19 protein-coding genes are annotated in these 21,284 nt (G+C 70.6%); 6 read left to right on the forward strand and 13 right to left on the reverse strand.

The features are described 5' to 3' along the window. Window positions 1–105 precede the first annotated feature (105 nt). The 9 genes from ACKI2N_RS05520 to atpD are packed head-to-tail and all read right to left on the reverse strand — an operon-like array spanning window position 106 to window position 7,043. The gene (locus ACKI2N_RS05520) at window positions 106–1,020 is read right to left on the reverse strand and encodes a F0F1 ATP synthase subunit gamma (RefSeq protein WP_420992902.1); all 915 of its coding nucleotides are present in this window, start codon (window positions 1,018–1,020) and stop codon (window positions 106–108) included. Next, window positions 1,017–2,594 (reverse strand): alternate F1F0 ATPase, F1 subunit alpha, encoded by a 1,578-nt coding sequence (locus tag ACKI2N_RS05525; RefSeq protein ID WP_420992901.1) that lies wholly within the window; start codon window positions 2,592–2,594, stop codon window positions 1,017–1,019. The genes ACKI2N_RS05520 and ACKI2N_RS05525 overlap by 4 nt, the downstream gene beginning before the upstream one ends. After that, on the reverse strand, window positions 2,591–3,445 hold the full coding sequence (locus ACKI2N_RS05530) for a F0F1 ATP synthase subunit delta (protein WP_420992900.1): 855 nt from the start codon (window positions 3,443–3,445) through the stop codon (window positions 2,591–2,593). The genes ACKI2N_RS05525 and ACKI2N_RS05530 overlap by 4 nt, the downstream gene beginning before the upstream one ends. A 3-nt stretch (window positions 3,446–3,448) precedes the next feature. After that, on the reverse strand, window positions 3,449–3,730 hold the full coding sequence (locus tag ACKI2N_RS05535) for a F0F1 ATP synthase subunit C (RefSeq protein WP_420992899.1): 282 nt from the start codon (window positions 3,728–3,730) through the stop codon (window positions 3,449–3,451). Window positions 3,731–3,786: 56 nt separating this feature from the next. Next, window positions 3,787–4,491: a F0F1 ATP synthase subunit A gene (locus ACKI2N_RS05540; RefSeq protein WP_420992898.1), complete on the reverse strand. Its 705-nt coding sequence runs from the start codon at window positions 4,489–4,491 to the stop codon at window positions 3,787–3,789. Continuing rightward, window positions 4,475–4,822, reverse strand: a complete 348-nt coding sequence (locus tag ACKI2N_RS05545) for an ATP synthase subunit I (protein ID WP_420992897.1) — start codon at window positions 4,820–4,822, stop codon at window positions 4,475–4,477. The genes ACKI2N_RS05540 and ACKI2N_RS05545 overlap by 17 nt, the downstream gene beginning before the upstream one ends. Next, on the reverse strand, window positions 4,809–5,168 hold the full coding sequence (locus ACKI2N_RS05550; protein WP_420992896.1) for an AtpZ/AtpI family protein: 360 nt from the start codon (window positions 5,166–5,168) through the stop codon (window positions 4,809–4,811). The genes ACKI2N_RS05545 and ACKI2N_RS05550 overlap by 14 nt, the downstream gene beginning before the upstream one ends. Beyond that, window positions 5,165–5,560 (reverse strand): F0F1 ATP synthase subunit epsilon, encoded by a 396-nt coding sequence (locus ACKI2N_RS05555; RefSeq protein ID WP_420992895.1) that lies wholly within the window; start codon window positions 5,558–5,560, stop codon window positions 5,165–5,167. The genes ACKI2N_RS05550 and ACKI2N_RS05555 overlap by 4 nt, the downstream gene beginning before the upstream one ends. Then, the gene (gene atpD / locus ACKI2N_RS05560) at window positions 5,550–7,043 is read right to left on the reverse strand and encodes a F0F1 ATP synthase subunit beta (RefSeq protein ID WP_420992920.1); all 1,494 of its coding nucleotides are present in this window, start codon (window positions 7,041–7,043) and stop codon (window positions 5,550–5,552) included. The genes ACKI2N_RS05555 and atpD overlap by 11 nt, the downstream gene beginning before the upstream one ends. Before the next feature lie 163 nt (window positions 7,044–7,206). Here atpD and ACKI2N_RS05565 point away from each other — a divergent pair, with 163 nt between their 5' ends. Both ACKI2N_RS05565 and ACKI2N_RS05570 read left to right on the forward strand, forming a co-directional pair. Then, window positions 7,207–8,049, forward strand: coding sequence for a DUF1653 domain-containing protein (locus ACKI2N_RS05565; protein WP_420992894.1), 843 nt, complete (start codon window positions 7,207–7,209; stop codon window positions 8,047–8,049). A 4-nt stretch (window positions 8,050–8,053) separates the two neighbouring features. After that, entirely contained in the window at window positions 8,054–9,136 is a 1,083-nt protein-coding gene (locus ACKI2N_RS05570; RefSeq protein ID WP_420992893.1) for a phosphatase PAP2 family protein, read from the forward strand. On the opposite strand, the gene ACKI2N_RS05575 is transcribed toward ACKI2N_RS05570, so the two are convergent. Together ACKI2N_RS05575 and ACKI2N_RS05580 are read right to left on the reverse strand one after the other, a co-directional pair. Next, a complete protein-coding gene (locus tag ACKI2N_RS05575) occupies window positions 9,030–10,343 on the reverse strand; it encodes a hemolysin family protein (protein WP_420992892.1) in 1,314 nt (437 codons plus the stop codon). The two genes, ACKI2N_RS05570 and ACKI2N_RS05575, sit on opposite strands and share 107 nt — an antisense overlap. Before the next feature lie 91 nt (window positions 10,344–10,434). Then, on the reverse strand, window positions 10,435–11,397 hold the full coding sequence (locus ACKI2N_RS05580) for a LysR family transcriptional regulator (RefSeq protein ID WP_420992891.1): 963 nt from the start codon (window positions 11,395–11,397) through the stop codon (window positions 10,435–10,437). Window positions 11,398–11,523: 126 nt separating this feature from the next. Between ACKI2N_RS05580 and ACKI2N_RS05585 the strand changes: the two genes are divergently transcribed. The 4 genes from ACKI2N_RS05585 (at window position 11,524) to ACKI2N_RS05600 (ending at window position 15,594) form a co-directional block, all read left to right on the forward strand. Further along, complete coding sequence (locus ACKI2N_RS05585; RefSeq protein WP_420992890.1) at window positions 11,524–12,813, forward strand: D-amino acid dehydrogenase; 1,290 nt, start codon at window positions 11,524–11,526, stop codon at window positions 12,811–12,813. Window positions 12,814–13,004: 191 nt separating this feature from the next. Further along, window positions 13,005–13,934 carry a glutamate/aspartate ABC transporter substrate-binding protein gene (locus tag ACKI2N_RS05590; RefSeq protein ID WP_420992889.1) on the forward strand — a complete coding sequence of 310 codons (930 nt, stop codon included), beginning with the start codon at window positions 13,005–13,007 and terminating at the stop codon, window positions 13,932–13,934. A gap of 156 nt (window positions 13,935–14,090) precedes the next feature. Then, window positions 14,091–14,906 (forward strand): transporter substrate-binding domain-containing protein, encoded by an 816-nt coding sequence (locus ACKI2N_RS05595; protein WP_420992888.1) that lies wholly within the window; start codon window positions 14,091–14,093, stop codon window positions 14,904–14,906. A 28-nt stretch (window positions 14,907–14,934) separates the two neighbouring features. Then, window positions 14,935–15,594 (forward strand): amino acid ABC transporter permease, encoded by a 660-nt coding sequence (locus tag ACKI2N_RS05600; RefSeq protein WP_420992887.1) that lies wholly within the window; start codon window positions 14,935–14,937, stop codon window positions 15,592–15,594. Between the two features lie 244 nt (window positions 15,595–15,838). On the opposite strand, the gene cphA (ACKI2N_RS05605) is transcribed toward ACKI2N_RS05600, so the two are convergent. Beyond that, on the reverse strand, window positions 15,839–18,412 hold the full coding sequence (gene cphA / locus ACKI2N_RS05605) for a cyanophycin synthetase (protein WP_420992886.1): 2,574 nt from the start codon (window positions 18,410–18,412) through the stop codon (window positions 15,839–15,841). 41 nt (window positions 18,413–18,453) lie between these two features. Further along, window positions 18,454–21,090 (reverse strand): cyanophycin synthetase, encoded by a 2,637-nt coding sequence (cphA, locus tag ACKI2N_RS05610; protein ID WP_420992885.1) that lies wholly within the window; start codon window positions 21,088–21,090, stop codon window positions 18,454–18,456. Between the last annotated feature and the right edge of the window lie 194 nt (window positions 21,091–21,284).

Raw genomic sequence — 21,284 nt, forward strand, 5'->3', positions numbered from 1 at the left:
AGAAGCCCCCGGAAGCGTTCGTTTCCGGGGGTTTTTGTTTTCCCGCGCGCTTGTTTTCCCGCGCGCCGCGCTGTCTTGCGCCATGGCTCGCCAGCCGCCGGCCGCTCATGGCCTGCCGTCGGCTGGTCCCGCCCGCGACAGCGCCTCATACCCCGCCGTCACATCGAACAGCTCCTCGTCGATCGCGCTTTGCCGCTCGCTGTGGAAGCGGCCGCGCAGGCTGGTCAGCAGTTCGTCGATGTTCTTGTCGGCGCGCTCCATGGCCGCCAGGCGGCTGGCGTTCTCGCTGGCGAGCGATTCGGCGCACGCGCTGAACAGCGAGATGAAGAGATGCTCGCGGATCAGCGCGCGCAGCGTCGCGGTGCCGCTGCCGATCACCTGCGGCGGGTTGCGCGTCGGCCAGCGCTGCGCGAGCAAGGCGGCCAGCCATTGCGCGTCGAGCGGCAGCAGGCGCTGCGCCACCGGCCGGAACTGCGCGCCGGGCTGCGGCTGGTTGTAGAACACGTGGATGTGGGCTTGCCCGGCCTGGCTCGGATGCGTTTCGGTATCGAGCTGGAGGCGGTCCACCAGCGCGGCGATGGCCTCGACCGAGCCCGGCACCGCATAGGCGCCGGTCACCGCGATGCCGGCGTCCTCCAGGCGCGCCCGCACCCGTTCGCCGACGGCCCACACCGCGCGCTTGCCGGGCAGCGCCCGCAGCGCATCGAGCGCGTAGTCGGCGATCGTCTCGTTGAACTGGCCCACCAGGCCCTGGTCGGAGCCGAACACGATGGCGCCGACCGTGTCCGGGCTCGCCGCCGCGGCGCGTTCGTCGCGGGGCATGGCGGCGGCCGGGCCGAGCGGGCGCAGGCATGCGCCCAGGCTCAGGGTTACCGCGCGCCGGTAGTCGGCCAGCGCGAGCACGGACTGCTCGTACTGGCTGATGCTCGATGCCGCCAGCGCGCGCATGGTGCGCACCACGCCTTGCAGTTCGGTGGCGCTGTCGATCTGGTGGCGCAGCGTGGCGGTGGTGTCGCTCATGGCGTCGTCGCGGGGGCGGAGGGCGGCGTGCCGCCGCTGCCCGCCGCGGGCTGGAACGGCGCCAGCGCCGCGCGCGCGATGGCGACGAGGGCCTGCGCATCCGCTTCGTCCGGCTTGCCTGCCGCTTCGAGGCGGGCGGCGATGGCCTGCGGGATGGTCGCGGCCGCCGCGCACACGGCGCGCTGCGCGTCCTGCATCCGCTCCAGCGGCACGGTATCGAAGAGGCCCGCGCCCAGGGCGCTCAGGATCGCGATCTGGCCGGGCACCGGCACCGGCTCCGACTCGGCCTGCATGAGGCAGGCGCGGATGTGCTGGCCGTGCGCGATGGCCCGGCGGCTGTCGTCGTCGAGGCGGGCGCCGAAGCGGGAGAACGCTTCGAGCTCCTCGAACTGCGCGTAGGCCAGCTTGAGGTCGCCGGCCACCGCGCGGAAGCTGCCGCGCTGGGCCTTGCCGCCGACGCGCGACACCGACTTGCCGACATCCACCGCTGGCAGCACGCCCAGCTCGAACAAGGAGGGCGACAGGTAGATCTGGCCGTCGGTGATCGAGATCAGGTTGGTCGGGATGTAGGCCGACATGTCCTGCGCTTCGGTCTCGATGATCGGCAGCGCGGTGAGCGAGCCGCCGCCGCGCTCGTCGCTCAGGTGCGTGGCCCGCTCCAGCAGCCGCGAATGGATGTAGAAGATGTCGCCGGGGAACGCCTCGCGGCCTGGCGGGCGGCGCAGCAGCAGCGACAGTTCGCGGTAGGCGCGAGCATGCTGGGTAAGGTCGTCGTAGACCACCAGCACGTCGCGCCCGGCTTCCATGAAATGCTCGGCGATGCTGGTGGCCGCGTATGGCGCGATATAGGCCAGGCCCGGCGGCTGGTCGCCTTCGGTGACCACCACCACGGTGTAGTCGAGCGCGCCGCTGGCGCGCAGCGTGGCCACGGCCTTGGCCACGGCGGAGGCGCGCTGGCCGATGGCGCAGTAGACGCACAGCACGTCGCGCCCGCGCTGGTTCAGGATGGTGTCGATGGCGATGGCGGTCTTGCCGGTCTGGCGGTCGCCGAGGATCAGTTCGCGCTGCCCGCGCCCGATCGGGATCAGCGCGTCGATGACCTTGACGCCGGTCTGCAGCGGCACCCTGACGGGCGCGCGCTCCAGGATGGCCGCGGCGGCGCGCTCGATCGGCAGCCGCGCGGCGGCGGCCACCGGCCCGAGCCCGTCGAGCGGCCGGCCGAGCGGGTCGATCACGCGCCCGAGCAGGGCGTCGCCGACCGCCACGTCCATCACGCGGCCGGTGCGCTCGACCTCGTCGCCGGCGCCGAGCCGCCAGTAGTCGTCGAGCAGCACCACGCCGACCTCGTCCTCGTCGACATTGAAGGCGATGCCGTACACGCCGCCGGGAAAGCGCACCAGCTCGTCGAAGCCGACGCCGGGCAGGCCCGACACGTGGGCGACGCCGGTCGCCACGCTGACGACGGTGCCCACTTCCTGCGTGGCCAGCGGCGGGGCGAAGCCGTCGCGCGCCGCGCGCATCGCCGCGAACGCGCGCGCGATGGCGGCTTGCGGGGTCGGCAGGGCGGCGCTCATGGCTGGCTCGCCGCGGCCCGCGGGGTCTGCGGGGCTTGCGGGACGTGCGGGACTTGCGGGGCCGGACCGGTGCCTTCGGCCGGCGCCGCGGCGCTGCCCGGCGCCAGCAGTTCGCCCGCGGCATGCTCCAGCGAGCCCAGGTAGTGGTCGATGCTCCAGGCCAGTTTCTGGCCGCCGCCGGCGAGCTCGATGCCGCCCACCAGCTCCGGCGCGGTTTCGAAGGCCAGCGGGATGCCGCTGCCCAGGCAGGCATCGAGCGCGGCCTGGATGGCGGCACGCTGCGCGTCCGGCAGCTCGAATGCGCTGCGCACCACCGCGCGCGCCGACGGCAGCCTGAGCGCGGCGGCGAGGCTGCTTTTCGCCGGCTCGCCGAGCGCGCGCAGGCGCCGCACGAAGACGTCCGCCACGCGCTCTTCGAGGCTGGCCGAGGCCAGGTCCGCCAGCGCGCGGCGCGCGATGGCGAACACTTCGTGCCGCGCCAGGTCGCCGAGCGCCTGCGCCAGGTGCCCGGCCTCGCTGCGCAGCGCCTCCTGGCGCCTGGCGCCGAGATCGTCGGCGGCCTGCCGGGCCGCCTCCATGAGCTGCCGGCGCTGGGCCTCGGCCGTGCTGGCGGCCTGCGCCATCAGCGCGGCGCGCTCGCGGTCGAAGGCTTCGCTTTTCTGCCGGAAGGCCTCGCCTTGCCGGCGCGCGGCGGCGTCCTTCGCCTCGACGTCGGCGATCTGCGCGGCGATCAGGCTCTCGCGGGCATCGATGGCGTCGAGCACCGGCTTGTACAGAAAGCGCTTGAGCAGCCAGACCAGCACGACGAAGTTGAGCGCCTGCGCGCCAACGGTGAACCAGTCGATCAGCATGGCTTACCTGGCCGCGGCGCGGGCGATGGCGGCGTTCCAGAACGGATTGGCGAAGATCAGGATCATCGAGACGACGAAGCAGTAGATCGCCGTCGATTCGATCATCGCCAGGCCGACGAAGAGCGTGCGCGTGATGGTGGCCGAGGCATCGGGCTGCTGGGCCAGCGACGTCAGGGCCGTGGCGACCGCGCGGCCTTCGGCGAGCGCCGGCCCCATGCAGCCGAAGCCGGTGCACAGGCCGGCGATGGCGATCGACGCTACCGCGATGATGGTCAGGCTGTCCATGAGCTGTTTCCTTGTCTGGTTCGGTTGGTCGGTGGTTCGGTTGGTCAGTCGGTTGGTCAGTCGGGTCCGGGCGGCGGGGCCGGCGCGGGCTCCGCCTCGTCCGCGTGGGTGGCCGCGGCGAGATAGACCGCCGCCAGGATGCTGAAGATATAGGCCTGCACCATGCCGGTGAGCAGGCCGAGCGCGGTCATGACGATGGGAAAGAGAAAGGGCGTGATGGTCAGCAGGATGGCGATGATCATCGCCCCGCTCATCATGTTGCCGAACAGGCGCACCGCCAGCGCCAGCGTGCGCGACAGTTCGCTGATGATGTTGAACGGCAGCATCATCATGGTCGGCTCCAGGTAGGAGCGCAGGTAGCCGCGCAGGCCCTGGCCGCGGATGCCGTACAGCGGCACCGCCACGAACACGCACAGCGCGAGCGCCAGCGTGGTCGACAGCGAGCCGGTCGGCGGATCGTAGCCGGGCACGATGGTAAACAGGCTCGCCGCCGCGACGAACAGGAACAGCGTGCCCAGGAAGCCGAGGTAGCGGCGCGGCTGGCGCAGGCCCACGTCCGCGATCTGGTGCTCGATGCCGGTGATGACGATCTCGAGCAGGTTCTGCCAGCGCGAGCGGCGGTGGTCCGCCGAGAGCCGGCGCGTGACCAGCCACGAGCCCAGCCACAGCACCAGCATCAGCGCCCACGTAAACAGGATGGTGGCGTTGAGCTTGACGATGCCGTGCTGCCAGAAGATCCACTGGTCAGGGCTGAGGCGCATGGCTGCTCTCCCCGGGCGCCGGCGCGCGGCGGCCGGCCTGCCGCGATGTCGTCCGCGTCATGCGCGTCGCCACGCAGCGCGCCACGGTGAAACCCGCCAGGCACGCGGCCAGCCGTTCCCAGTGCCCCGCGCCGATCGCATGGAAGCCGAGCAGCGTGACGCCCATGCGCAGCAGCAGGCTGCCCAGTTGCCACAGCGCCGCGCGTCCGGGCGCCAGGCCCGGCGACATGGCCTGGCGCACCGTCCACCACAGTCCGCCGAAAAAGAAGCCGCCGAGCGCGCCGCCGGCCAGCCCCGCGAGCAGCAACGCCGCCATGTCATGCATCTGCATCGTGTTCATCCTGTTCTTCCGCGTCCCGGCGCATGGCCTGGTCTTCCCTGGCCACCCAGCGCCATGCATTGAAACAGCCGAGCACCAGGCCGGCCACCAGCAGCGCCAGCGCCCATGAATGCCGGCCCGGATGGTGCCGGTCCAGCCAGATGCCCAGCGCCGCGCCGAGCAGCGTCGGCACCACCACCGACCAGCCGACCAGCCCCATCATGCCCAGCCCGGACCAGACGCCCGGTACGCCCTGGCGCCGCGCCCTGAGCTTGCGCCGCGCCTTGGCGCCGACCTCGCCGGCCAGCGTGGGCGCGGGCCTGGCCGGGGATTCCGGTGTGGGCCGCGGCTCGCTCATGGCAGTGTCTGGCGCAGCCTGGCGAGGCGCGAAAGAAAGCCCGTCTCCAGCTTGTCCATGACCGTGCGCAGGCTGCGCGCCTGCTCGTCCAGCGCCAGGAACTCGCGCTCCACGGTGCGGCGCAGGCGGGCCAGGTCGGTGCCGGCCATCGCCTGCCGCACCGATACGCGCACCTCGAGGCCGGTCTTCACCAGCACGCCCTGGTCGACCGCGATGAACACTTCGCCGTCGGCCGGCGTCTCGAAGGCCAGGATGCCGGGCGCGAGCGCCGCGACGCAGTCGAGCCGGTGCGGCAGCATGCCGAACGAGCCCTCGGCGGTCTCCGCCACGATGCGCGACACCTCCGGCTTGCGCAGGAAGACGCGGAACGGCAGCAGCACTTCAAGACGCATGCTGTCCGGCGGCATCTCGCACCTCCGCGGGTGGTGGGGCGGCTGGCTTGCTCCGCGCCTCGGAGACCGGCCCGATCATGTAGAGCGCGCTTTCCGGGTAGTCCTTGAACTCGTCGCGCAGGATGCGCTCGCAACCGTCGAGCGCGTCCGCCAGGCTGACCGTCTTGCCCGCGATGCCGGTGAACTGCTCGGTGGTGAAGAACGGCTGCGTGAGAAAGCGTTCCAGGCGGCGCGCGCGCGCCACCACGTTGCGGTCGGCGGGGGAGAGCTGCTCCAGGCCGAGCATGGCGATGATGTCCTTGAGCTCGGCGTACTGCGCCAGCGTGCGCCGGATGTCCTGGGCCAGCTGGTAGTGGTGCGCGCCGACGATGCCCGGCGTGGCCATCATGGAGTTAGATTGCAGCGGATCGACGGCCGGGTAGAGGCCCTCGCTCGCGCGCTTGCGCGACAGCACGATGGAGGCGGACAGGTGCGAGAAGGTATGCACCGCCGCCGGGTCGGTGAAATCGTCGGCCGGCACGTAGACTGCCTGGATCGAGGTGATGGCGCCGGTGTCGGTGTTGGCGATGCGCTCTTCCAGCCCCGACAGCTCCGTGCCCATGGTGGGCTGGTAGCCGAGGCGCGACGGCATCTGCCCCATCAGGCCGGAGACTTCCGAGCCGGCCTGGATGAAGCGGAAGATGTTGTCGATCAGCAGCAGTACGTCGCGGTGCTCTTCGTCGCGGAAGTACTCGGCCATCGTCAGCGCGGCGTGGCCGACGCGGAAACGCGCGCCCGGTGGCTCGTTCATCTGGCCGAAGACCATGACCATGTCGTCCAGCACGCCGGCCTCGCGCATGTCGTGGTACAACTCTTCGCCTTCGCGGCAGCGCTCGCCGATGCCGCAGAAGATGCTCACGCCCTGGTGGTGGCCGACCATGTTGTGGATCAGCTCGGTGAGCAGCACGGTCTTGCCCACGCCGGCGCCGCCGAACAGGCCCGCCTTGCCGCCCGTCTCCAGCGGCAGCAGCACGTCGATGGCCTTGATGCCGGTCTCGAACACGACCGAGCGCGTGGAGCGCCGCGCCAGCGGCGGCGGCGCCCGGTGCACGGAGCGCCACTGCACGTCCGGCGGTGCCGGCAGCCGGTCGATGGGCTGGCCGAACACGTCGAACATGCGCGACAGGATATGCGCGCCGACCGGTGCCTGCAGCGGCGCCCCGGTGTCCCGCACCGGCATGCCGCGCGCCAGCCCCTGGGTGGAGGTCAGCGCGATGCAGCGCGCGTGGCGCACGTCGAGCTGGGCCAGCACTTCGATGGCGATCCGGCCGTCTTCCCCGGCGCGCAGCAGCGTGCGGATCGGCGGCAGCGCGGAGGCGAAGCGCACGTCGACCACGCTGCCGCGCACCGCGGCGACCACGCCGCGGTGCGTCTCGCCGCGCGTGCCCGCCGGCGCCTGCCATGTCGGTTCCACACTGTCTTTCACGCCGTCCTCCGCGGGCATCCGCGCCATTGCACAATCATGCGCCCGCGTCGCCGGGGGAAGTTGACGCATGTCAACTTTCGGAGCGCGCCGCGCCTGCTCGGCCACCGGTACGGGCAGGTGCGCCTTGCGCCGCGCCGTCCATGCACTATCATGGCGCAGCCCCGCTCCGGACCCATTCATCATGACCTTGCCGCCGATCCCGCCCGCTGCCGAAGACTTCCTGCCGGGCATGCCCTACCGCCACTACAAAGGCGGCGCCTACGCCATCGCCGGGCTCGGCCTGCTCGAGTCCGACCTGTCGCGCGTGGTGGTGTACCGGTCGATGCGCGACCGCGGCGAATTGTGGGTGCGGCCGCTGGACGTGTTCACCGAGGCCGTGGCGACGCCGCAAGGCGCGCAGCCGCGCTTCGCGCCGGACTGGCCGGCGGCGCTGGCCTGCCTGGATTTTCTGCCGCGCGCCGCGGTGCTGCAGGCGCTGGCCTGCTACGACGCGCCGTATCGCCGCTATCACGACCGCCGCCACGTGCTCGAGATGTTCGCCGTGGCGCATGCGCGCGCCATCGCGCTTTCGCCCGCGCAGGCGCTGGCCGTGCTGTTCCACGACGCGGTCTACGTGCCGGGATGCGAGCACAACGAAGCCGCTTCCGCGGCCCTGATCGAGACCATGGCGAGCGGCGTGGATGCGGCGGTCGTGGCGCAGGCCGCGCGCATCGTGACGGATACCCGCGGGCACCGCGCCTCGGTGCCGGGCTCGGAGCCGGTGCTGGACCTCGACCTGTATCGCCTGGCCGCGCCGCAGGCGGATTTCGACGGCTACACCGATGCCGTGTTCGAGGAAAACCGCGCATTGCTGGCCAGCCGCTCGGGTTTGTCCGGCGCGGCGCTGCATGCGGCCTTCATGGCGCGCCGCGTGGCCTTCCTGCAGGCGCTGGCGCGGCGCGAGCGGCTGTTCCTGACGCCCGCGTTTGCCGATTGCGAGGCGCCGGCGCGCGCCAATATCGCGCGCATGGCGGCCGGGGCTTGAGGCGATGGCGGGCGCTCATGTCTCCGATGCGTGGCTGACGCCGCTCACCGCGCTGGGCGTGGTCGGCCTGCTGGCCGTGTTCGCGCTGTTGCTGCTGTGCGTGGTGCGGGGCCTGCTGCTGGTGATCCGGCCGCTGGTGCGCCGCCTCGACGGCGCGCGCCTGCGCGGGCGCGATGCGCTGCTGGCGCGCGCCGGGCCGCCGTGGCCGCGCCTGCTGCGCGTGCTGGAGCGCGACATGGCGGAGCTGCTGTTGCTGGCGGCGGCCGGCGTCCTGCTGCTGGCGTGCGCCGCGGCGCTGCTGTGGCTGGGCGCGTCCATCGCGCACGGTGCGCCGCTGGTGCGGCTGGACGCGGCCGTGTTCGCGCAGTTGCGCGCGTGGCGGCAGGACTGGCTCGACACGGCGATGGTGGCCATCACCGAGCTGGGCGGCGCGCGCGTGTCGGTCACGGTAGCGGTGACGGTGTTCGCGTGGCTGGCATGGCGCCGCGCCTGGGTGGCCGCGGCCTACTGGGTGGGCGCGCTGCTCGGCGCGCGCGCCTGCGTGATGGTGCTCAAGCTGGCGCTGGCGCGCAGCCGGCCGGCCAGCATCTATGGCGGCCTGGAGTCGTTCTCGTTTCCCAGCGGCCACGCCAGCAGCAGCATGGTGACCTACGGCTTCCTGGCCTTCCTGCTGTGCCTGCGCCAGCCATGGCGCGTGCGCATGCCGGTGGTGGCGCTGACGGCGGTGGCGGTGGCGCTGATCTGCCTGTCGCGGCTGTACCTGGGCATGCACTGGCTGTCCGATGTGCTGGCCGGCTGCGCGCTGGGCTTTGCGTGGATCGTGCTGCTGGGCGCCGCGTACGCGACGCTGCATGCGCCGGAACGGCTGGCGCCGCTGCGCCTGGGCGCGGCCGCGGCGGTTGCGGTGCTGGTGGTGGCCGCGTGGATCCTGGCGTTCCGGTTGCCGGAGACGGTGGAGCGCTACCGCCGCGCGCTCGCGGTCACGGCTGGAACGGCTGCGCCGGCGGCAGTTTCGACACCAGCAACTGGTCGATCTTGTGATGGTCGATGTCCAGCACTTCGAAGCGGTAGCCCGCCACTTCGATGAACTCCGACTTCTTCGGGATGCGCTTGAGCGAGTAGATCACCAGCCCCGCGGCGGTGTCGACGTAGTCCTCGCCGGGCAGCTCCTCCAGTTCGAGCGCCTTCTTCAGGTCCACCAGCGGCGTCAGGCCGTCCACCAGCCACGAGCCGTCGTCGCGCCGCACGATCTGCTCGTCCTCGCTGGAATAGATGATGTTGCCCATCAGCGCGCCGACGATGTCGTCCAGCGTGACGATGCCCACCACCAGCCCGTACTCGTTCATCACCACCGCGAAGCTCTGGTGCATCTCGCGAAAGCGCGTGAGCGCCTCGGTGAGGGTCAGCGTGTCCGGGATCACCAGCACGTTCTTGTCGTGGTGCTTGCCGATGTTGCCGATGTTGCCGATCACGCCGGTGGAGTCGTCGGCCAGGAACATCTGCAGGATGTCCTTCGAATCGATGTAGCCGAGCACGTCGTCGAGGTTGTGCCCGCACACCGGGTACTGCGCATGCGGGTGGTTGACCAGCTTGCGGCGCAGGCTGTCGGCGGCCTCGTCCAGGCCGATGTAGACCACGTCGTCGCGCGGCGTCATCACCGCGGTGACGTTCTTGGCGTCGAGCTCGAACACGTTCTCGATCAGGTGGATCTCATGCTTGTGCAGCACGCCGGCTTCGGCGCCGGCGTCCACCATCGCGGCGATGTCTTCCGAGGTGATCTGGTCGATCTGCTTGGTGGGCAGGCCGAACATGCGCAGGGTGGCGTCCGCCGTGGCGTTGAACACCCAGACCAGCGGCTTGAAGATCTTGATCATGGTCAGCATCGGCCCGATCACCAGCAGCGCGCAGGGCTCGGGAAAGCTCATGGCGATGCGCTTGGGAATCAGGTCGGCGAACTGGATGAACAGCAGCGTGACCACCAGGAACGAGCCGACGTTGGCGATCTGCCCGGCGAGCGGCGCCTCGAAGTAGGGCAGCAGCGCCGCGTGCAGCAGGTCGGACACGTGCTTCTCGCCGACGATACCGGCGAGGATGGCCACGCTGTTGACGCCGATCTGCACGATGGTGAAGAAATTCCCGGGCTCCTCCTTGAGCAGCATGATCTTGGTGGCGCGGCGGTCGCCGCGCTCGGAGAGCGTCTGCAGCTTGGTGCGGCGCGATGCGGTCAGCGCGATCTCGGAGGTCGAGAAGAAGGCGCTGATCAGGATGAGCAGGAGCAGGATTAGGGCGAACATAGGTTTCAGGAAGCACCAGATGGGCGCTTCAGGCTGTCTGATGATGGTGCACGGCGCGGGGCGCTGTCAAATCCGCGGCCGGCGGCAGGGCCTACTTGGGAATGTGTTCGAAGCTGACCGCCGGGGCCTCCAGGCGCGCGGGCAGCGTGGCCGCAAGCTGCAGTGCGGCATCGGCGAACTGCGCGCGCATGTCGTCGGCCAGGCTGGAGCTGCCGCGATGGCTGGCGCGCAGGGCCTGGATCTCGAAGCCCAGCGCCGGCCTGACCGCATGCAGCGAGACCCGTTCCGGGTTGGCGCCGAGCGCGGTGTACTGGTCCAGCAGGGTCAGGCCGAGGCCAGCGTCGACCAGCGCCAGCGCCAGCGAATAGGTCTGGACTTCCAGCATCGAGCGCGGCTCGAGCGCGTTGCGCGCGAGCGTCTGGCGCACCAGCAGGCCCAGCGAGCTGTTGTCGTCATAGGCAATGAAAGGGCGCTCCACCAGCCGCTGCATCGGCACGTCGGCGCGCCGCGCGCGCGGCGAGGACGGCAAGAGCGGCTCGCCGCGCGGCACCGCCAGCAGCATCTGCCCGCTGGCCACCGGCTCGCTGGCGATGGCCTCGTGGCGCGGCGGCGCGAAGGCGAAGCCGAGGTCGATCTGGTTGGCCAGCAGGCCCTGCACGATCTCGTCGGTATGGTGGGTCAGCACCTGCACCTGGGTGTCCGGGTGGCGCGCGCAGAAGCGGCGCACGGCGGGCACCAGCAGCGGGTTGGCCAGGCTGGGCGTGGCCGCCACCCGCAGCCGGCCCGCACCTTTGTGGCGCAGGCTCTCCGAGACGCGCCGCACGCGCTCGATCTCGCCATAGAGCCGTTCGACGTCGCCGTACAGCGCGGTGGCCTCCGGGGTGGCCTGCAGGCGGCCCTTGATGCGTTCGAACAGGCGAAAGCCCAGCGTGGCTTCGGCATGCTGCAGCACGCGCGTGACCACCGGCTGGGAGACGTGCAGCAGGCGCGCCGCCTCGCTGACGGTGCCGCTCAGCATGACGGCGCGGAAGACTTCGATCTGGCGCAGGCGCATCGGGACGGGCGGTGCGTCGGCGCACCCATAGCCTAAAGACATATTCTGGCACGTATTCGCATTGGGCAAGCCGGCCCGCCTGGTCTACGCTCTCGCGGATCGGATCCAACGGCGACAAGGCAGGCAATGAAGGTAGTGATCGTGGGGGCGGGGGTGATCGGGATGAGCACGGCGTGGCGGCTCGCGGCCGACGGGCACGAAGTCATCGTGCTGGAGCGCCGCGACGGCCCGGGCGAGGAAACCAGCTTCGCCAACGGCGGCCAGCTCAGCTACAGCTACGTGGCGCCGCTGGCCGGACCGGGCGTGCTGGCCAAGGTGCCGGGCTGGCTGCTGCGCGCCGATTCGCCGATGCGCTTCCGGCCCTCGCTGGACCCGGCGCAGTGGCGCTGGCTGGCCGCCTTCGCGCGCGCCTGCAACGCCGCCGCCAGCGAGGCCACCACGCGCAAGCTGCTGCGGCTGGCGTTCTACTCGCGCGACCTGATGCAGGCCTTCGTCGACAGCGAGCCGGCCGATTTCGGCTTTGCGCGGCGCGGCAAGCTGATCGTGCACCGCGATGCCGCCAGCTTCGGCGCGGCGTGCCGGCTGCTCGACTACCAGGCCAGCCTGGGCTGCGAGCAGCAGGCGCTGGACCGTGACGCCACCGTGGCGCTGGAGCCAGCGCTGGCGGGCATCCGCGGCGAGATCGCCGGCGCCATCCACACGCCGAGCGAAGAAGTGGCCGACTGCCACCGCTTCTGCCTGTCCCTGGCATGGTTGCTGCATGACCGCCCCGGCGTGTCGCTGCGCTTCGGCGCCGAGGTGCAGGGCATCGAGCGCGAGGGTGGGAGCGGGGGTGGACGCGGGGGTGGACGCATTACCGGCGTGCGCACCGCCGGCGGCATCGAGCGCGCCGACGCGGTGGTGGTGGCGGGCGGCATGGGCAGCGTGAACCTGCTGCGGCCGCTGGGGCTGCGCGTGCCGCTGTGGCCGCTCAAGGGCTACAGCATCACGGTGCCGATCCGCGCGGGCGTCACCGCGCCGCATATCAGCATCACGGACTTCGCGCGCAAGATCGTCTATGCCCGCATCGGCAACACGCTGCGCGTGGCGGGCATGGCCGACCTGGTGCGCGGGGATACCGTGATCGACCGCAGCCGCATCGCCACGCTGGCCGGCGAGACCCGCGCGCTGTTCGCCGGGGTGGCGCCGGATGCGGAGGTGCCCGAGCAGCTGCAGCCGTGGACCGGGCTGCGCCCGGCCACGCCGAGCGGGCTGCCGCTGGTGGGCGAGTCGCGCCTGCGCGGCCTGTGGCTCAACCTCGGCCACGGCGCGCTCGGCTTCACGCTGGCGATGGGCAGCGCCGGCCTGCTGGCCGACCGGCTGGCCGGGCGCAAGCCGGCGGTCGAGGCCGGGGATTTCAGCGCGGCGCTGGCGTAGCGCCGCCGCGCGCAGGGAGCACGGGGAGCGCCGGTTACAGCGTCGCACAGCCGTACCGCGGCCGTACCGCAGCCTGGTCCGCAGCGCACCGACATCGACACCGGCCGTTCCTTGAGCGAGCCGTCCCTTGATCGTGGTTCTTTAATCGTGGTTCTTTAATCGTCGTCCCTTCACCCCAGGAGAAACACCAGATGAAACCGCATGCACGCCTGCCCCGCCTGAACCGATTCTCCCGCTGCCTGCTGGCCGCCGCCGTGCTGGCGGGCGCCGCCGGCGCCCCCGGCGCGGCCAGCGCCGACGACGGCGATACGCTGCGCAAGATCAAGGAGACCGGCGTGATCTCGCTGGGCTACCGCGATTCGTCGATCCCGTTCTCGTACACCAACGGCCGCGACGTGATGGGCTACTCGCACGAGATCCTGCTGCAGATCGTCGACAAGGTGAAGGCGCAGCTGCAGATGCCCAACCTGCAGGTCAAGCTGATCCCGATCACCTCGCAGAACCGCATCTCGCTGATGCAGAACGGCACCATCGACATCGAGTGCGGCACCACCACCAACAACCTCGAGCGGCAGAAGCAGGTGGCGTTCTCCAACAGCCTGTTCGTCTATGGCCTGCGCATGCTGACCAGGAAGGACTCGGGCGTGAAGGACTTCCCCGACCTGAAGGACCGCAACGTGGTGACCACCGCCGGCACCACCGACGAGCGCCTGCTGGTCAAGATGAACGGCGAGAAGGCCATGAACATGAACCTGATCAGCACCAAGGACCACGGCCAGTCCTTCCTGATCCTGGAAAGCGGCCGCGCGGTGGCCTTCGTCATGGACGAGCCGCTGCTGTACGGCGAGCTGACCAAGGCCAAGAACGCCGACGACTGGGTGGTGGTGGGCACGCCGCTGCAGACCGAGAACTACGCCTGCATGTTCCGCAAGGACGATCCTTCCTTCAAGAAGCTGGCCGACGACGTGATCGCCGGGCTGATGACCAGCGGCCGCGCCGACCAGCTCTACAAGAAGTGGTTCCAGTCGCCGATCCCGCCGCGCGGCATCAACCTCAACTATCCGCTGTCGGCCGACATGAAGGACCTGTACGCGCACCCGAACGACAAGGCGTTCCAGTAAGCCTGGCGGGTCCCGGGCGGGCAGGGCGAATCACCATTGCCGGGTGCCGCGCGGTTGCGGTAGGCTCGAAGGCGGACTACGCTCATAGAGCTATCTGGTGCTATGTAGCGCCAGTAGTAGTGCCAGTATCCGCCGCCCGTCCTGTCTGGAGACCCCATGCAATCGCTTCGACTTCGCACCGGCTGCCTCAAGGCGCTGTCTGCCGCGCTGTTTGCCATTTCGCTGCTGGCGGCCGGCGTGGCCGCCCAGGCCGCCGACCTGCTCGATACCGTCAAGCAGGCCGGCGTGCTCAGGATCGGGGTGGAGGGCACTTATCCCCCGTTCAACTACCGCGGCGCCAACAACCAGCTCGACGGCTTCGACGTCGACGTGGCCAAGGCCGTGGCGGCCCGCCTGGGCGTCAAGCCCGAGTTCGTCACCACCGAGTGGAGCGGCATCATTGCCGGCCTGCAGGCCGGCAAGTTCGACGTCATCGTCAACCAGGTCGCGGTGACGCCGGCGCGCAAGCAGGTGCTGGATTTCTCCACGCCCTACGTCTACTCGGCGGCGCAGCTGATCCAGCGCAAGGACGACAAGCGCCAGTTCAAGTCGCTGGACGACCTCAAGGGCAGGAAGCTGGGCGTGAGCCTGGGCAGCAACTACAACGAGCTGGCCAAGTCGGTGGCCGGCATCGACGTCAAGACCTATCCCGGCGCGCCGGAATACCTGCGCGACCTGGCCGCGCAGCGCGTGGACGCGGCGCTCAACGACCGCCTGATGATCGGCTACCTGATCAAGACCTCCAACCTGCCGCTGCGGCCCGGCGCGATCGTCGAGGGCGGCGGCTCCGAGGTGGCGATTCCGTTCCGCAAGGACAATCCCAGGTTCGCCCAGGCCATCGACCGCGCGCTGGATGACATGCGCAAGGACGGCACGCTCGCCAAGCTGTCGGCGAAGTGGTTCGGCAGCGACGTGACGCGGCCCGCGAAGTAAGCGCGGCAGCACGCGCCGGCGTTCGTTCATGTCCGCTCTCCAGCTCATCGCCGCTTCCTTGCCCGTCCTGATGCAGGGCATGCTGCTGACCATCAAGTTCGCGCTGCTGTCGATGGCCTTCGGGCTGGTGATCGGGGTGGCGGTGGCGCTGATGGGCATCGGCCACCAGCGCGTGCTGCGCGCGCTGGCGGGCGCCTATGTCAGCATCATGCGCGGCACGCCGCTGCTGGTGCAGATCTTCGTGGTGTACTACGGGCTGCCCGGCATCGGCATCGCGCTGGAGCCGACCCCGGCCGGCGTGCTGACGCTGAGCCTCAACGTGGGCGCCTATCTTTCCGAGAGCATGCGCGGCGCCATCCTCGGCATCCCGCGCGGGCAGTGGATGGCGGCCTACAGCCTGGGCCTGACGCCGGCCCAGACGCTGCGCTACGTGGTGGGGCCGCAGGCGCTGCGCCTGGCGGTGCCGAGCCTGTCGAACAGCCTGATCAGCCTGATCAAGGACACCTCGCTGGTGTCGGTGATCACGGTGACCGAACTGCTGCGCACGGCGCAGGAGGTGATCGCCGCCACCTACCAGCCGCTGCCGCTCTATCTGGCGGTGGCGGCGATCTACTGGGTGCTCAGCACCGCGCTGTCGCAGGTGCAGCGGCTGCTGGAGCGGCGGCTGTCGTTGCCGGGGAGGCATTAGGGGCGGGGGGCCGCTGCGGTAAAGAAAAAGCCAGCCTGGAGAGGCTGGCTTTTTTCTGCAAAGTCGCGTGAGCGGCGGCAGGGTTTTCTCCCCTCTCCCGCTTGCGGGAGAGGGGCGGGGGAGAGGGCCGACGTCTCCACGAAGTGAAGACTTTCGTCATGCGCGGGCGCTCGCCCTCTCCCCCGGCCCCTCTCCCATAAATGGGAGAGGGGCGCAAACCACCGCGTTGGCGGTGCCTTGCGCCCTACGCCGCTTCCCTGATCCGCTGCGCGATATGCGCGAGCGCCTCTTCCACCTGGTCCACCAGGATCAGGCACAGGTCGCCGGGCTGCAGGTGGGCCAGGGCGGTATCGATGGCGAGGAATTCCCCGCGGATCTCTTCCACCGCGCTGGCGCGCCGGGCGCCTTGCAGGCCTTCGCGCAGCAGCGCCAGCACCTCGCCGTCCTCGCGGCCGCGCTGGCACTGGTCCTGGTACAGCACCACTTCGTCGAACACGCCGCCGAGGATCTCGGTCTGGCGGCGGATGTCGACGTCGCGGCGGTCGCCGGCGCCGCTGATCACCACCGAGCGGCGCCTGGCCGGCATGCTTTCGATGGCGTCGCACAGCGCCTGGATCGCGTCCGGGTTGTGGCCATAGTCGGCAATCAGGGTGGCGCCCTTGTAGTCGAACACGTTGAAGCGTCCCGGGGCGGTGGCGGCGTCGTTGACGAAGGTGGCCAGGCCGCGGCGGATCACGTCCCAGTCGATGCCGAGCGCCCATGCGGCGGCCACGGAGGACATGGCGTTCTCGACCTGGAAGCCGATGGTGCCGCCGCGCGTGAGCGGGATGGCCGCCAGCGCGAGGCGGACCTGGCTGTCGCCTTCGGCGGCCACGATATGGCCGTCTTCGACGAACACCACGCGCTTGCCCTGCGCGCGGTGGGTGGCCATCACCGGGTTGTTCGGGTCGGCGGCGAAGAAGGTCACGGCGCCGGGGCAGGCGTCGGCCATGCGCACCACCATCGGGTCGGCCGCGTTGAGCACGGCCATGCCGTGCGGCGCCACGTTCTGCACGATCACGCTCTTGAGCACGGCCAGGTCTTCCACCGTGCTGATGTAGGACAGGCCGAGGTGGTCGCCTTCGCCCACGTTGGTGACCACGGCCACGTCGCAGCGGTCGAAGGCCAGGCCTTCGCGCAGCAGGCCGCCGCGCGCGGTCTCGAACACGGCGGCGTCCACGTCGGGGTGCATCAGCACGTTGCGCGCGCTGCGCGGGCCGCTGCAGTCGCCGGTGTCGATGCGCTCGCCCTGGATATAGACGCCGTCGGTGCCGGTCATGCCCATGCGCAGGCCGCTGCCGGCGAGCAGGTGGGTGATCAGGCGCACCGTGGTGGTCTTGCCGTTGGTGCCGGAGACCGCCACCACGGGGATGCGGCCGTCGTCGCCGTCGGCGAACATGGTGGAGATGATGGCCTCGCCCACCGCGCGGCCCTTGCCGTACGACGGCTGCAGGTGCATGCGCAGGCCCGGCGCGGCGTTGACCTCGACGATGCCGCCGGCCTGTTCCTCGAACGGCTTGAGCACGGTCTCGCAGACCGCGTCCACGCCGCAGATGTCGAGCCCGACCATCTGCGCCGCGGCCACGGCGCGCGCGGCCATGTCGGGATGCACGTCGTCGGTGACGTCGGTGGCGCTGCCGCCGGTGGAGAGGTTGGCGTTGTTGCGCAGGACCACGCGGGTGCCCTTGGGCGGCACCGAGTCGGCGGTCAGGTTCTGCTTGGCCAGCACGGCCAGCGCGATATCGTCGAAACGGATCTTGGTCAGCGAGGTGGCGTGGCCCTCGCCGCGGCGCGGGTCGCGGTTGACCTCCTCGACCAGCTCGCGCACGGTGTGCCTGCCGTCGCCGGTGACCTGGGGCGGATCGCGGCGGGCCGCGGCCACCAGGTGCTTGCCCACCACCAGCAGGCGGAAGTCGTGCCCGGGGATGTAGCGCTCGACGATCACGTCGGAGCTGATGTCGGAGGCGACCTCGAAGGCGGCGTCGATTTCCTCGCGGGTGCGGATGCGCACGGCCACGCCCTTGCCCTGGTTGCCGTCGCGCGGCTTGACCACCACCGGCGCGTTGATCTCCTGGGCGGCGGCCCAGGCCTGGTCGGCGTCGGTCACGGTGCGGCCCAGCGGCACCGGCACGCCGGCGGCGTGCAGCAGCGTCTTGGTGAGGTCCTTGTCCTGCGCGATCGATTCCGAGACCGCGCTGGTCATGTCGGTTTCGGCCGCCTGGATGCGGCGCTGCTTGCTGCCCCAGCCGAACTGCACCATGCTGCCCTGGGTCAGGCGGCGGTAGGGGATGCCGCGCGCCACGCCGGCATAGACGATGGAGCCGGTGCTCGGCCCCAGGCGCAGATCCTCGTCGAGTTCGCGCAGGCGGTGCAGCGCGCCGGCGAGGTCGAACGGCATGTCGTCGCGCGCGGCGCGGCACAGCGTGGCCGCCAGTTCCAGCGCGAGCCGGCCGACTTCTTCCTCGCTGTACTGCACCACCACCTGGTAGGTGCCGGGCTCGACCGTGGGCGCGGTGCGGCTGAAGCTGACCGGGCAGCCGGCTTCGGCCTGCAGCCGCAGCGCGGCGCATTCGAGCGCATGCGCCAGCGACACCACGCCTTCGTTGTCGTCGGGCCGCAGCGGGCCCACTTCGGGGAAGCGCGCGCGCAGGCGCTCTTCGAAGCCGGGCAGCTGGGCCAGGGTGTGGGCCTCGTCGGAGCACGACACGATGGCTTCGACGGCGGTGTGGCGGCACCACAGGTTGGGGCCGCGCAGGGCCCGGATGCGTGAGACTTCCATGAAATCAGTTTCCTCTTGGATCCGTTCTTCTGCGGTCCGGATCAGGCGCGGCGGCCCGGCTGGCCCATCCACTGGTGGACCTGGTCGATGGTCGGCAGGGTCGAGGCCTCGTCGCACTGCAGGACCAGCAGGTCGCCGGCCACCACTTGCGCTAGGGCGGCCTCGATCGCCTGCCGGCGCGGGCCTTCGTCGATGATCTTGGTCACGCGGCGGCCTTCGTACAGGCCCTGCTTGAGCAGCGCGCGCGCCTCGGCATCGGGCAGGGCGCTTTCCACGGAGCGGTCCTCGCACAGGAAGACGCGGTCGAAGGCGGCGCCCAGCACCTTGCCCTGCTTGACCATGTCCTCGTCGCGGCGCTGCAGGCCGGCGCCGTACACCACCACGCGGCGCTCGGTCGGGAAGCGCTCCAGCGCCGCCACCAGCGCTTCCAGCGCGGGGGCGTTGTGGGCGTCGTCGATCACCACGATGGCGCCGTTGCGCTCGAACAGCGTGAAGCGGCCCGGCACGTCCACCTGGCCCACGTCGAAGGTCACCACGCCGGCGCGGATCAGGTCGTGCGAGATGCCCAGCGCCCATCCGGTGGCCACGGCGGCCAGCACGTTCTCGACCTGGAAGGCCACGCGGCCGGCGTAGGTCAGCGGGATGGCGGCGACGTCGGCCAGCGGCGTCTCGCGGCTGCCGGTGGCCAGCACCACCTTGCCGTCGCGCACATATACCGCGCGGCGGCCGGCCGCGCGGTGCGCGGCGATGGCGGGCAGGTCGGCCGACAGGCCGAAGAAGATCACGTCGCCGTCGCTCAGTTCGGCCATCTCGACCACCAGCGGGTCGCGCGCGTTGAGCACGGCCACGCCGCCGTCGAGCACGACGTCGACCTGCGTGCGCAGCACGTTGTACATCTTTTCGATTTCCTCGACGTAGTACTGGCCGAGGTGGTCGGGCACGTCGATGTTGGTGACCACGCCGACCTGGCAGCGGTCATAGGCGAGGCCCTCGGAGAGGATGGCGCCGCTGTCGTTCTCGAGCACGGCGGCGTCCACCGCGCGATTCATCAGGATGCGGTGCGCGGCGTCCCAGTTGGCGCGGTCGCCGGCTTCGACGCGGCGGCGGTCCAGGTAGAGGCCGTCGCTGCAGGCCAGCCCGGTGTGCTTGCCGGACAGCTGCAGCAGGCGCGCCACCAGCTTGGCCACCACGGTCTTGCCGTTGGTGCCGGTGATGCCGACCACCGGGATGCGGCCGTTGTCGTCGCCTTCGCCGGCGGGGAACAGGTGGTCCACCACCGCTCGGCCGACCGGGCGCGCTTCGCCGTTGGAGGGCTTGAGGTGCATCAGCAGGCCGGGGCCGGCGTTGACCTCGACGATGGCGCCGCGCTGCTCGGCGAGCGGGCGCGAGATGTCCTGCGCCACCAGGTCCACGCCGGCGATGTCCAGGCCCACCACGCGGGCGGCCAGCGAGGCATGCGCGGCCACGCTCGGGTGCACGCGGTCGGTCACGTCGAAGGCGACGTTGCCGTTGCGCTGGATCAGCACGTGCTTGCCTTCCGGCGGCACCGAGCCGGCGTCATAGCCCTGGCGCTTGAGTTCGAGGCGCGCGGCGGAATCGAGGCGCACCTTGTTGAGCGGGTGGTCCTCGGTGCTGCCGCGGCGCGGGTCGGAGTTGATCTGCAGTTCGATCAGCTCGTCGATGGTCGAGCGGCCGTCGCCGGTCACGCTGGCGGTCTCGCCCATGGCCGCTGCCACCAGGCGGCCGCCCACCACCAGCAGGCGGTGTTCGTTGCCGGGCACGAAGCGCTCGACGATGACACCGCTGCCTTCGTCGATGGCCACCGCGTAGGCGGTCTCGATTTCCTCGCGCGTGGTCAGGTTGGTGAACACGCCGCGGCCGTGGTTGCCGTCATAGGGCTTGACCACCACCGGCACGCCGATGTCCTCGGCGGCGTCCCAGGCGTCGGCGGCGCTGTCCACCAGGCGGCCTTCGGGCACGGGCACGCCGCACGATTCGAGCAGGCTCTTGGTCAGGTCCTTGTCGCGCGAGATGCTCTCGGCAATGGCGCTGGTGCGGTCGGTCTCGGCGGTCCAGATGCGGCGCTGGCGGCTGCCGTAGCCGAGCTGCACGAGGTTGCCCTCGGACAGGCGGATGGCCGGGATGTCGCGGTCGTCGGCGGCATCGACGATGCACGCGGTGCTCGGCCCCAGGCAATGCTTGTCGACCAGGCGGCGCAGGTGATCCACGGTCTCCGACACGTCGTAGGGGCGGTCCTCGATGGCGGCCATCACCAGGTCGCGCGCGGCGAACAGGGCGGCGCGGGTGACTTCCTCGTGCCAGGCGCGCACGACCACCTTGTAGACGCCGCGGATCGGCGTTTCGCGGGCCTTGCCGAAGCCGCCGGGCATGCCGGCCAGGTTCTGCAGCTCAAGCGTGACGTGTTCCAGGATATGGCCGGGCCAGGTGCCTTCCTTGAGGCGCTGCAGGAAGCCGCCGCGCTCGCCGATGCTGCAGCGGTGTTCGATCAGCGAGGGCAGCCAGGCCGACAGGCGCTCGTAGAATCCCGGGATGGTGTTGGAGGGAAAGTCCTCCAGTTCCCCGATGTCGACCCACGCCTCCAGCACGGGCCGATATGTCCACATATTCGGGCCGCGCAGCGACATGACATCGAAAATCTCAATGTCCTTCTTTTTCATTGATTTAGCTTGAGGCAGTGGGCGAGTGCCCGAGAAATAGAAGCCTAACCTTTCAGTAACGTTACAACGGTCAGCCGGTTGACTTTCTTGATTAAAAAGCGATTGTGCAATGCATCAGGGCGCCCCTGCGTTTGGCCTTATGTATACTGCGGGCAAATTGGCGGGCCGCCAGGGCGTGCCCGCGCTAAATTGTT

Source organism: Cupriavidus sp. 30B13, assembly GCF_049059565.2.
Taxonomy (GTDB): Bacteria; Pseudomonadota; Gammaproteobacteria; order Burkholderiales; family Burkholderiaceae; genus Cupriavidus.